Origin of the sequence: Phyllobacterium sp. SB3 (assembly GCF_040009165.1) — a bacterium.
Classification (GTDB): domain Bacteria; phylum Pseudomonadota; class Alphaproteobacteria; order Rhizobiales; family Rhizobiaceae; genus Phyllobacterium.
In genome coordinates, this window is the sequence record NZ_JBDYKI010000007.1 from 229,934 (window position 1) to 240,736 (window position 10,803).

Genomic DNA, 10,803 nt, shown 5'->3' on the forward strand with positions numbered 1-10,803 from the left:
CAATAAGGAGAGGCTGCCGCGCTAAGTCCCGAAAACGAATGAAGCAGCATACAGCAAAGCTGTAACTACAGCCGCAAGCAGAAGTATCGTTATCGGCCCGTAGTTTTCCATTTGTCGATCCCTGTCAGTCAGACCGAGTAACGTACACCAATCATCATTAAGAAAATCATCCATGCGTCGAATCGCTTGGCGAGGAAATCCCAGCGCCAAAGAAGGGCTAGTTCAAAATCGGCGCTGGGATAGTACCATCTAAGGGGGATGGCATAGACCAGTAAAAACCAACTGAGTGGTACGATCAAGTCAAGCCAAGTAGCTCAATGTGTTGAGCTGGAGTGTAAATAGAGGCCGCTTCCACCCGCTTCCTACAACAGATATCCCCGAGCCCCACACTGTACTCGGCAGAGGCCAGCGATAGACGTTTAGCAACAGAAAATGGGAATGGGAAGCAAAACCGGCCTGCCAATATACTAAGCGACAGACCGGTTCATCGCTGAAGTTTTGGGCCTATCAGCTTGCAACACTCTGACCCATCATCCTAAACAAGAGTGAGGTCTGGCACCTTGTGAGCTGAAAGCAGCGCCAGACCTCGGCTGACCCGTAATCAGCACTCCCGAAGTACAATAAATCACCACCAAAGAAAACATCATGAAAGCGAAGGTCCCCGCTGCGCTCGCGGCTGTGCTCCTCCATGAGGGCGGCTATTCAAATCATCCATCTGATTCCGGCGGCGCTACCATGTGGGCGTTACCCAGCGGGGTCTACGACAATTACCGCAAGTCTCAGGGCAATAAGCCCCAGGCGGTCAAGCAGATCAACTCTGCCGAGCGGGTGCGATCTACCGCGGTCGCCGATCAAGAGCGACAAGCTTCCGGCCGGTATGGATTATGTGGTCTTTGATGGGGCTGTGAACAGCGGTGTCTCCCAGTCGGTCAAATGGGTGCAACGCGCCCTCGGCAATGCTTAAAATGGCGTTATCGACGGGATTACGGGTGATTTGACAGTGAAGGCCATTCAGGCTGCCAACGATCATGATGCACTCATCGCCAAGATCCTCGACCGGCGTCAGGCCTTCCTCAAAGCACTGAAGACATGGAAGACGTTCGGCAAGAGATGGAGCAATCGTGTCGCCCAGGTAAAGAAGCTGGGGCAGGTATGGGCTTCCGGCTCTGTTGGTGCGGTTGCTGTATTCGTAGCGAACATGGATGCCAAGGCATACCTTGCTGATGCAAAGACTGCTCCCGGCAAAGGTCCGGCTGATGCTGCTCAGGGTGGCGGTGTCGTCTCCACTGTGCTGGCTCAGGCCACGGAACAGCTTGCACCGCTCGGTAACATCGACTTCATGGGGAAGGCCGTGGCTGCGCTCACCATTGCCGGTGTTGTCATCTTCATAGGCGGCTTTGCCTATCGGTACGGGTCCAAGCGTAAGAAAGAAGAATTGCGTGATGCGCTCGATCTTCCCAGCAATGCGGTGCCAGCATGATTGGCCCGCTCAGCTATCTCGCAACCTTGAAACGACTGTCACCATTCTCAAGAGCGACCGGCATTTCGCCAATCAGTTTGCATCACATAACAGCTTGGGGAGATTCCAAGGCTGCTGGAATTAGCATTTGCCCGCCTCTCCGAACGAGTGGAGAACCAGGGCAAAGACATTGTGGATCTTCGGTCCAATATGAATACAGGGTTTCAATCGGTAAATTCCAGCATCAGCACTCTATCGAATGAATTGCGAAGCAAGGTTCCGCGTAAGGAACATGAACGGGTCTGGCAGTCTTACAATGCACAGCTTGCGGCGGATAGAGAAGCCCGTATTGCGGCAAACCAGAACCTTCAATGTCAAGTTGATGAAATCAAACAAACGCAATCCGGTTTCTTCGGTCAGCGTGATCTGAATATACAGGTGTTGGATTGGCTTGAAAGGATTGAACGCGACCATAGACAAGCAATGCCGCCGCCTTGATGAAAAACGAGGCCCGGCGCTGGGATTTTCTAGGGGAAAATTAGGTCCGGGCCTCATACTGGCGATTTGGTAAAACCAGCACAATGAAATGAGCACATTACCGCAGAACGATCAAGCCCCGTGTCTCTTAGTGCGATGTTTGAACCGCTGGAGCCGATAGAGTGTGACAGACGAGCAAACACGCAATAGGAACCAATTTAATTAGATTTAATCATGCTCTGTAATAGCCGATTAATCATAGCTCTAAATTCAGACCGCCTTCGGGTGGTCTTTTTTATCTGAATACATGTTATCAGCGCCGCTCTGTCCATCCGGATGGGCGGCAGCTTACGAGAGTAATCGCGCATTGGATCACAAATACGCAGAGATATATTTCCGGAACTTTGTTAGGAGAATTCTCTTTCACTTCCACGGGGAAAATAAACCCAATGGAGGAAACACAATGATCTATAAATCAGTAGCTGCAGTCATATTTTCAGTAGCAATGGCCACATCGGCATTTGCGCAAACTTCTACGCAAGTTGATCCCGGTACAACAAAGCCTACGGGAACCTCGGAAGGCGCTATGCCCGACACCAAGCCTGCTGATGATACCAACAAGGCGCCAAGCCAAGATAATATGGGCACCACTGGCGGCGCGACGGGAACTGAAAATAACGATGCCATGAGCGCTGATGCTCCCAAGGCAAATTCGTCCGATGCCGAAAAAGGCGGTCTGAACTGCAAGGATCAAAAGTCTGCAGGTGCCGCCATGTCAAATGACTCCACCAAGCCTGCAACCAAGCCGCAGGATTGCCCTACCGGCAACTAGGCAGAAATAAAATCAGCCCCGGTGTCCCACGATGCCGGACCTTTTTTTCATTTGAGCTTACTTGGATTTTGGCGAGCCTTCGGTTGAAAGCCTCAACTGCTTTGGCTGCAATCGCAGGTTTTATTTTGCCAAGCTAAAGCAAACCACAGGCTTGCAACAATTCCTTCTCGCCAATCTGTTGGGCAAAATCAGCGACGGAGCGCCCGGCCTTATTCTTGTGGCGTAGATCGGCATCTCGCGATATGAGCAGCCTAATGATCGAATAATCAGGCTTGGGATTCAAAGCTGCAGTCCATAGTGCACCATTACCATACTTATCCAGCAGATTGGGGTTAGCACCTTTCTCAATAAGAAACCGCGCGGTATCAAATTGAGAACGAGCCAGCGCATATTGCAGAGCAGTCTGGCCGTTTTTATCTTGATTGTCTAAATCAACACCCAAATTGATAAGTGATTGTGCCAACTCTGGACGCCAGGCGATTGCCTCTTGTAATAAATTTTGTCCATCTAAATCGATGAGATTCACATCTTCAATTGTATTGACGTCAAACGACGGAGAGGTTCGAAGTTGCGAAAATACATCCATAGACTACCTCTGGTATGAAAGAGAGCCCGTCACGTGTTTCTAGCGGGCTTTTTGGTTCACGCTCTCCGGCGCATTTTGCCCTTGCGCCACTTCTCCGACGTGCCGGTCACAACCGGCCGTCCCGCGGCCTCGACGTAGATATCAGCTTCCTTGGCAGCTTCGATGAACGCCATGTGAGCAGCGCCGGGGAATTTCACCATTCTAGCATTTGACAAGCGCGTGGTTGGCGATGTCCAGCTTTTCGCTATCGATGCCCGGCCATTCGTTGACGATGAACTTTGCCGCCTGCATGATGGAGGTAAAGACCTTCATCCGCCCGAATTGGCGGGTTATCATGGTTATTTCTTTGAACGGTAAAACTTTCATGAGTTGGTGAACGAGTCTTGTTGGGATTCAGTTCCCCGCTATGCTTTTCGCTCTATCTGGCCGTCCTTGAGCTCGAATACACCATCTTGTCCGCCTTGGCGATTAAAATCCCGCGATAGCTCGCCCCAATATCCTAGAAAGCCGCCGCACGTCGAGCAGCGGATGACATTTGCGCCCCTCAAATTTTTCGGGATTTTCAGGTAAATAGTGCCACAGGTTTTGCAGTCGAGCTTGTGATCCAGACATTGCATAGCAATCACCCCGAAATGAACCTACGCTCCCGTAAGAGCAGAGTCTAGCGCTACACCTTACCTTCGTCCTTATGCTCACCGCAGTACCAACTAATCCGTAGCGTGTCTCAAAGCCAAAGCTGCCCGTTGCTTGCAGTCTGCCAGATCGCACAAATTGCTCTACAATCTTCTAGGAAATAATTGGTCTCGATAAGCCAACGAGAGAATGAATGACCTCTCAGTTGCGTTGATATCGAGCTTGTTTGGAAGCTGTCTCCCAAACAGGCAAATTGGATGTCTAAGTAGAATTATTTACAAATGATACCGTCATGATTAATTGAATAAAAGTTTACGATCTGAACATAATCAAAGTAGGACACAGAATGTCTCAGCAGTCACAAGGACTCGGTGCAATCCCGAGTGGCTATTCTGGCCGCCGATCCGCCAGACAACCCAGATTTACTTTGCACGTCAAGATTTAGACTTGCGACGTTAAACAAACCGCCACTGTATCAAAATTCTGTCGATGCAAGATGAGTTCATTCCGTCTTGCTCGCAGACTTTCACGACAGATCGGATTGCGTCTGGATTATTGTGATTGATCAATGAAATCGTCAGAACCAAACCGTCGTTCAGAATTGCATTCTCTCCAATATTTGAGAGCATCAGCAGCAATTGCAGTCGTGGCCTTCCATATTGGAGAGCTTTTCGGCCTCAAACTTTCATTTGGAGCTTTAGGGGTTGATCTGTTTTTTGTCGTAAGTGGCTTCGTCATGGTTCTTGCGACCCAATACAAAGAACAGACACCCGCCTACTTTTTGCTAAAGCGTATCATCCGCATTGTCCCGTTGTATTGGCTGATTACTTTGACAGGTGCAGCACTGGCGCTTTCTCGACCGAATTTGTTTCCCAACGTCGAACCTCAAGTCGACCACGTATTTGCATCCCTGTTTTTCATTCCGCACTTTTCGCCCGCTGGTGATATGTTTCCGTTGACGGGGCAAGGCTGGACGCTCAACTACGAAATGTTCTTCTATGCGATTTTCGGCACCGTTCTTTTTCTTGACAAGAGATGGCGGCTTATCTCGCTGGTGGCTACCATACTAACGTTCGTTGTATTTGGTTTGCTGACGTCGCCCCAATCCCCATTGTTGCTGACATACACTTCGCCTTTGCTGCTTGAATTTCTCATCGGCGTGCTGATCTGCAAACTTTGGTTGAATGGATGGGTGCTAGGCAAGCTGCTGGCCTTGACAACAGTTTCCATCGGTTTGATTGCATCCTTAGCTTTTCATATCAGTTCCATGCAGGCAAATGCGCTGACGGTCGGTCTTCCAATGGGCCTGGTTGTGTATGGAATGATTTGTTTGGAAAAAGAGGGGGGGCTACCCAATTCCCGGAGCTTGAAATACTTGGGGGATGCCTCCTATTCAATCTATCTGGCTCACTATTTGCCGGCAAATTTCGTGGAACTCCTGGCGGCAAAATCAGGCTGGTCCATGAACCTTTCGTTGTACCTGCCAACCACCCTTTTGGCCGTTGGTTTTGGCGTACTTGTGTACAAGTTTGCAGAGCTGCCGATCACGGCTTATTTGTCAGGTTTGCTCTCCCGAAAAGGGGCGCATCTGATAATCGTTAAGCCTCAGGTAAAGCGGTTGCGTACCCAAAAACGCACGTAACCGAGAGACTTTCGGGTGCTTTGACGCAGCGGCAGTCCGAATTGCCGGATGAGCAGGTATAGCCTGCTCTGCCTGCCTATGACGCCAATTTTAGGAGACAGTCAATTAGTGGGGCTTTGTTTTTTGATCAATGCGCAACCTTCGGATCGTCAAGATACCTTCCAAGTGAACGCAGATGCCCGACAATCTGGGGCCTAAGAAAGTCCTGGTCGCCATACCTTTCCTTTATCCGCCTCACCTCGGATAACGCCGGGCAACAATGCTGACCGTCGTATCCGGCTCATATGTCTCTTCAATGATGGCAAGCTTCTCGGCAGTCGACGCTCGACGCCGCCGCTCTGGGCCGGACAGGACTTCTATCTTGGAATTGTGACTGGGCATGATGGGGCACATTACCTCGCACACTTATTAAGCGGGAGATCCTGTCCGGATATTTATGGGCCCATTACACGGACCGCCGGAGCAGGCTCTCCGGTTCTTCGAACAGCTCTATCAGGCTGAAGGGCAGGCGCGGAACGAAAAACCGGACAAAGGGGAAACGCAAGCCGACTGCATTCGCCGCTTTCGCCAGCAACACATACCCGTCCTGAACGCCCTCAAGGCATGGCTCGACCAGATCGCCGCGAAGGTCTTGCCGGATAGCAAGCTCGGGGACGCCGTGTCATACACCCTGAACCAATGGGATTATCTGACGCGCTACACCAAAGATGGCAGGATACCGATCGACAACAACCTTCTGGAGCGCGCGATCAAGCTCCGGACGACCGGCAGAAAGAGTTGGCTGCCCGCCAACAGGAGTAACGACATAAACCGTTCGAGAGGTACGCAATGGATTGACAAAACCCGCTTGATACAAGTTCGCAAACAGGATGCCGTCTTTGTCGTCGACCGCGAGGCTGCCCCAGTCCGAGCCACCGTTATAGCTGGGGTATTCGATGGAGTTTTTGGCCACCGACGGCGGTGTGTAGACGCCATGATAGTCAGCTTGGCGGAACTGTATGCAGCACCACAACTGGTCCAGCGGCGTCCTGCCCTGCACATCGGCTTCCGTGAGGTTGGGCTTGTTGAGGTTCGCATAGCCGGAGAAGGGCTGTGTCTTGCTCAGCCGGTCAGCTGGTTCGGAACCCTCCTGCGGTACGGGCTTCTCCGTGACAGGGAACTGAGGGCTGCCGTTACGCCGTTCGAGAACGTAGATCTCGCCCTGCTTGCTGAGCAGGATCAGGGCCGGGGTGTTGCCTTGGCCGGTCGGAAAATTGACTATGGTCGGCTGCAAAAACCAAACGCACAGGGCAATTATTACAGCGGCATCGCAAGCCCGATGATGATGTCTATAAGTCGTCGATCGTGGCAGTCGATGCGACCACCGGCAAGGAAGTCGGGCATTTCCAGGCGGTGCACCACGACATTTGGGATTACGAACTTGGAGCAGACGCTTTTCAAAATGAATGCGCCCCTATCGAGCTTAAGTCCCCGCAAAATTCCCCCGAGCACCGAAGAGAGATTGACCATTCTCCTAAGTTGCGAAGTACTTCAGTGATCGTGTCACCCGCTCAAAGATGCGGATCAATGCGGTTGTTTTGGCTGCGTCCGACGTGGTCCTGTCAGCAATAAATACACGTCCGTCTGCAATCGGGGGACGTGGAACCAATATGGCGATAGTCTCGGCCAAAGGGTAGGCTTCGATCATCTTCGCCGGAAATATGCCTATGCCGATGCCCGAGCCGACAAGCTGCAAGGCTGCGTTCAGACTGGAGCATACGCAAAGAGCTCCGGGTTGCTGGTATCCATCGCCGAACCAGCCCATCGTCAACCGATACATGGCTGTGGGAGGAGGGGTCGTTATGATGGTGAGATGCGTAAGGTCGTGCGGGGTCTCGCCAGTCTTGCCAACCATTGTCGCTGGTATCGCCCAGACATTCGGCTGGAGCCCGAGCGCGAAAAATCGTACGTCGCGAAGGCCGATCGGATCGACCAAGGCGGCCAGATCAAGACTGCCATCAGCCAGGGATTGCTCAAGGCCAGCGCTTGTTCCCACGGTCCACTCTGGCCTCAATAGCGGAAAGTCCTTTTCCAGTGCTTCAATAAGATACGGGAGACAGGCTACGGCAAGCCCCTCGGCCAGACCAATGCGGACGACGCCGGATATTTCCGGGGCGTGCGATGATTTTTGCAACTCACCATACGCATCGAGGACCGTTTTGACGTGGCTGAGAAAAGTATGGCCTTCACGAGTTAACCGAACACCACGCCCGTGACGTTCCAAAACAGGTGCGGCCAAAACATTTTCAAGTTGCCTCAGCCGCAGCGATAAGGTCGGCTGCGTTACGCTGAGATGGTCCGCCGCCTTTTGGACAGAACCCAATTCCGCCGTCCAAAAGAAGGCCTCCAACTGCAGAATAGTCATTCTTTTCATTAATATTTCCTATGAATTACTCATTAAATATCTCATTAGACAGCGTTTCCCTATGAAATTATTATCCTCCAAGCATCCGGCAACAGGCAAAGCGTTAAATTGTCGATGCAATAGGGAGGATTTTATCGTGACACACAAAAGAGCCTGGATCGCGCTGCTCATTTTCACTGCGGTAATCATTAACTACATGGACCGCATTGCGCTTTCCGTGGCAGCGAAGCCAATTGCAGCCGAGTTCGGGTTTTCGCCCGTCCAGATGGGCTACCTTTTTTCAGGGTTCCTGTGGACATATGTCCTGTGTTTGATCCCCCTGGGGCTTCTGGTTGAGAAGATCGGCGCGAAACGCATGGTAGGCGGCGGTATTGCAGTATGGTCTGCCGCAACCGCCGTCACGGCAATGACAACAGGTTTTACCTCGATTCTTGCTGCCAGACTTGTTATGGGCGCAAGCGAGGCGACAACGTTTCCGGCATGCGGCCGCATCATCCGCGATTGGTTCCCCGAGCGGGAGCGCGGCCTTATCACTACGCTCTTCAATGGCGGGTCGACCGCGGGACCAGCCATCGGTGCAATGGTGGCTGCGGCATTGGTCAGTTCATTTGGATGGCGTACTTCGTTTGTGGCGCTCGGCGCTCTTGGTTTCATCTGGCTCGCGGCCTGGCTCATCTGGTATGGGCAACCTGAAACGGTCAGCTGGCTTCCAGAGGTTGAAAAACTCAAGATCATTAAGGAGCGCAATGGCGATCAGGCACACAAGCTTGGCGATGACCCCGAACCGTCCTCGCTTGGCTATCTGCTTTCACAGACCAGCATTTGGGGATTGGTGATAACCCAAGCCTGTCTGGTTTATACAGCCTATCTGTTTCTTACGTGGCTGCCGACATTCCTGCAATCCACGCGCGATCTTTCCACCATGAACACGGGATATCTGACTGCAGTCCCTTACCTGATTACCATGATCCTGGGTCTGACCATTGCACGCTTCAGCGACAAGTCATTATCATCGATAGCAATTCAGGCCGGGAAGCGGCGTAACTTCATCGCGGCAATGGCCATACTCTCGCTGTTGATCCTCTTGGGCCCGGTCGTAACCAGTCTCTGGCAGTTGCTATTGGTGCTCACTCTCGTCCTGACGGGTTCGACCACGGGTGCAGGCCTCAACTTTACCCTGGCAAGCGATCTGCTGCGCAATCCAAGAGATGTCTCGCGAGTTATCGCCATCACGGCTTTCGGCGGGAATCTTTTCGGTCTCATCGCTCCGATCATCACCGGTTATGTCGTCTCCGGTACTGGCGGATATATCTGGGCCTTCCGCATTGCCGCAGCGCTGCTTCTCTGTGGTGCCTTTGTCACGATGACGATGACACGCAAACCCATCGAACCCCAATTTGGACCGCGCAAAGCCTGAGCGCGGCCCATGCATTCACCTCGCTCAACGGAACGGACATGATGTATCACTACGCACGATTGCGCCGCGCAATAACCGATCAGACCCGGCAGGCAGTCATTGAGGACTTTCCCGAGATTTCCCTCATCCCGGATGCCGGGTTGCAGGCAAAGGTCATCGAGGCCTGGAGCTATTCATTGTGCTGTTCCGATTTCCAGCGCATCACTGATATCGCCCCGGAAGGCAATCCGGGGGCTCCGGTTCTGCGGCAGGGCACACAAGCTGATCACGTTCGCGGCGTCTCGCGTTATGCGAGGGCGATAGGGCTCGAATTTGAATCCTCGTACCCACAGACTGCTATTGATTGGGACATCCTGCTTGCCGGTGCGGCTTGCCATGATGTGGGCAAGCCTTATGAATTTGATCCCGCCAATCGGCAACGATGGGCCAAGTCTCCGGGCGATGCAGGGGCGCCAACGTTCCGGCATTCGGTGTTCGGAATGCATGTCTGTCTGATGGCTGGTCTGCCGGAGGAGGTAGCGCACATAGCGGTTGGGCATTCGTTCGAAGGTCTCCATATGGGCGTGAGCGCCGAATGCACTATCGTGCGGCAGGCGGACCATGGGTGGTGGCACGTTGCCGGAGCATTGGGATTGGTGTCGCCAGACACGCTCGGTGTCATTGCCGGTAATCTACGAGCGCGCAATCCGAAACAGGGCGAGGAGACGACTTGAATGGATTGTTACGGACACGAACCAAAAGAATTCTACGCAAGGCAACGTTTGAACCAGGCAATCGTTTATCTTGTTTTCTAATGTACAAGTATGGGTCGTAATTTGAATCAGAATTTCGCGTGGAGATGGGCTGGCCCGAGGCAAGACAGCTGTTTCAAAGCCTCCCGGAGTTACTGCAATGATGTAATGAGTATCCTTTGATTGCCAGTTGGCATTCAAAGATCCTGCATGGATCCAGGTCTCACGGGCGTATCGGATGTCCGGTCGTTCTTGTTCGCTGGCCAGCAAGGTTTTTTTAAAAACGGTAGCCATTGCGCCGGTACCGGCGGGAGATCGCTACAGGCGTGATCTGAACGCCCAAAGCAGCAAACTCTCCGGCAAGTTCCCGCATGGTAATATCATCCTTCTCGGCAATGCGGCGCGCCGGAAAGGCCCGGTGCCGGTTACTACGCTCCTCTTGCTTGAACCATTTCACGGATCGAGCGAACGACGTGGTCTGGATTGTACGGTTTTGGCAAGAACCGGGTTTCTGTCGGAAGAGCATCGACGTTCACTGTGCGGTGACCTGAGGTGACAATGATCTTGATCGGCGGCCATCTGTCACGTACCGCCGCAGCAAGTTTCAGTCCATCCACGCCGC

Annotated in this window: 11 protein-coding genes, 3 pseudogenes and 1 other annotated feature; of the genes and pseudogenes, 7 read left to right on the top strand and 7 right to left on the bottom strand. The window is 52.5% G+C overall.

From position 1 onward, the window contains the following. Positions 1 to 645 precede the first annotated feature (645 nt). From ABKW30_RS23345 to ABKW30_RS23355, 3 genes are all read left to right on the top strand, one after another. Positions 646 to 897, top strand: a complete 252-nt coding sequence (locus tag ABKW30_RS23345) for a glycosyl hydrolase 108 family protein (protein WP_348601327.1) — start codon at positions 646 to 648, stop codon at positions 895 to 897. A gap of 103 nt (positions 898 to 1,000) precedes the next feature. After that, the gene (locus tag ABKW30_RS23350) at positions 1,001 to 1,480 is read left to right on the top strand and encodes a hypothetical protein (protein WP_348601328.1); all 480 of its coding nucleotides are present in this window, start codon (positions 1,001 to 1,003) and stop codon (positions 1,478 to 1,480) included. Between the two features lie 919 nt (positions 1,481 to 2,399). Beyond that, positions 2,400 to 2,768 (top strand): hypothetical protein, encoded by a 369-nt coding sequence (locus ABKW30_RS23355; protein ID WP_348601329.1) that lies wholly within the window; start codon positions 2,400 to 2,402, stop codon positions 2,766 to 2,768. A 133-nt stretch (positions 2,769 to 2,901) separates the two neighbouring features. Here the strand turns inward: ABKW30_RS23355 and ABKW30_RS23360 are convergent, their stop codons facing one another. The 3 genes from ABKW30_RS23360 to ABKW30_RS23370 are packed head-to-tail and all read right to left on the bottom strand — an operon-like array spanning position 2,902 to position 3,690. Continuing rightward, complete coding sequence (locus ABKW30_RS23360) at positions 2,902 to 3,354, bottom strand: ankyrin repeat domain-containing protein (protein WP_348601330.1); 453 nt, start codon at positions 3,352 to 3,354, stop codon at positions 2,902 to 2,904. A gap of 56 nt (positions 3,355 to 3,410) precedes the next feature. Then, positions 3,411 to 3,554: a hypothetical protein gene (locus tag ABKW30_RS23365; RefSeq protein WP_348601331.1), complete on the bottom strand. Its 144-nt coding sequence runs from the start codon at positions 3,552 to 3,554 to the stop codon at positions 3,411 to 3,413. 1 nt (position 3,555) lies between these two features. Further along, on the bottom strand, positions 3,556 to 3,690 hold the full coding sequence (locus ABKW30_RS23370) for a hypothetical protein (RefSeq protein WP_348601332.1): 135 nt from the start codon (positions 3,688 to 3,690) through the stop codon (positions 3,556 to 3,558). 658 nt (positions 3,691 to 4,348) lie between these two features. After that, positions 4,349 to 4,404, top strand: a sequence feature (sul1 is cis-regulatory element that is thought to sense ions involved in sulfur or methionine metabolism; They are found in Alphaproteobacteria). Positions 4,405 to 4,555: 151 nt separating this feature from the next. On the opposite strand from ABKW30_RS23370, the gene ABKW30_RS23375 reads away from it, so the two are divergent. Continuing rightward, positions 4,556 to 5,629 carry an acyltransferase gene (locus ABKW30_RS23375; RefSeq protein ID WP_348601333.1) on the top strand — a complete coding sequence of 358 codons (1,074 nt, stop codon included), beginning with the start codon at positions 4,556 to 4,558 and terminating at the stop codon, positions 5,627 to 5,629. 243 nt (positions 5,630 to 5,872) lie between these two features. Here ABKW30_RS23375 and ABKW30_RS23380 read toward each other — a convergent pair. Next, positions 5,873 to 6,010 (bottom strand): annotated as a pseudogene (locus ABKW30_RS23380) (transposase); the annotation flags it as partial. Between the two features lie 70 nt (positions 6,011 to 6,080). Here ABKW30_RS23380 and ABKW30_RS23385 point away from each other — a divergent pair. After that, positions 6,081 to 6,413 (top strand): annotated as a pseudogene (locus tag ABKW30_RS23385) (transposase); the annotation flags it as partial. A gap of 512 nt (positions 6,414 to 6,925) precedes the next feature. On the opposite strand, the gene ABKW30_RS23390 reads toward ABKW30_RS23385, so the two are convergent. After that, the gene (locus ABKW30_RS23390) at positions 6,926 to 7,138 is read right to left on the bottom strand and encodes a hypothetical protein (RefSeq protein ID WP_348601354.1); all 213 of its coding nucleotides are present in this window, start codon (positions 7,136 to 7,138) and stop codon (positions 6,926 to 6,928) included. 4 nt (positions 7,139 to 7,142) lie between these two features. After that, on the bottom strand, positions 7,143 to 8,042 hold the full coding sequence (locus ABKW30_RS23395; RefSeq protein WP_348601334.1) for a LysR family transcriptional regulator: 900 nt from the start codon (positions 8,040 to 8,042) through the stop codon (positions 7,143 to 7,145). 127 nt (positions 8,043 to 8,169) lie between these two features. On the opposite strand from ABKW30_RS23395, the gene ABKW30_RS23400 reads away from it, so the two are divergent. Together ABKW30_RS23400 and ABKW30_RS23405 are read left to right on the top strand one after the other, a co-directional pair. Continuing rightward, positions 8,170 to 9,450 carry an MFS transporter gene (locus ABKW30_RS23400; RefSeq protein WP_348601335.1) on the top strand — a complete coding sequence of 427 codons (1,281 nt, stop codon included), beginning with the start codon at positions 8,170 to 8,172 and terminating at the stop codon, positions 9,448 to 9,450. A 38-nt stretch (positions 9,451 to 9,488) separates the two neighbouring features. Then, complete coding sequence (locus ABKW30_RS23405) at positions 9,489 to 10,163, top strand: HD domain-containing protein (protein WP_348601336.1); 675 nt, start codon at positions 9,489 to 9,491, stop codon at positions 10,161 to 10,163. Between the two features lie 446 nt (positions 10,164 to 10,609). On the opposite strand, the pseudogene ABKW30_RS23410 reads toward ABKW30_RS23405, so the two are convergent. Then, a pseudogene (locus tag ABKW30_RS23410) lies at positions 10,610 to 10,803 on the bottom strand (response regulator); the annotation flags it as partial.

Bases quoted from the DNA above. Each gene is read 5' to 3' on its own strand.
- ABKW30_RS23375 (WP_348601333.1), top strand. From the start codon at position 4,556: ATGAAATCGTCAGAACCAAACCGTCGTTCAGAATTGCATTCTCTCCAA.
- ABKW30_RS23395 (WP_348601334.1), bottom strand. From the start codon at position 8,042: ATGAAAAGAATGACTATTCTGCAGTTGGAGGCCTTCTTTTGGACGGCG.
- ABKW30_RS23365 (WP_348601331.1), bottom strand. From the start codon at position 3,554: ATGGTGAAATTCCCCGGCGCTGCTCACATGGCGTTCATCGAAGCTGCC.
- ABKW30_RS23360 (WP_348601330.1), bottom strand. From the start codon at position 3,354: ATGGATGTATTTTCGCAACTTCGAACCTCTCCGTCGTTTGACGTCAAT.
- ABKW30_RS23405 (WP_348601336.1), top strand. From the start codon at position 9,489: ATGATGTATCACTACGCACGATTGCGCCGCGCAATAACCGATCAGACC.
- ABKW30_RS23355 (WP_348601329.1), top strand. From the start codon at position 2,400: ATGATCTATAAATCAGTAGCTGCAGTCATATTTTCAGTAGCAATGGCC.
- ABKW30_RS23370 (WP_348601332.1), bottom strand. From the start codon at position 3,690: ATGATAACCCGCCAATTCGGGCGGATGAAGGTCTTTACCTCCATCATG.
- ABKW30_RS23345 (WP_348601327.1), top strand. From the start codon at position 646: ATGAAAGCGAAGGTCCCCGCTGCGCTCGCGGCTGTGCTCCTCCATGAG.
- ABKW30_RS23390 (WP_348601354.1), bottom strand. From the start codon at position 7,138: ATGGTCAATCTCTCTTCGGTGCTCGGGGGAATTTTGCGGGGACTTAAG.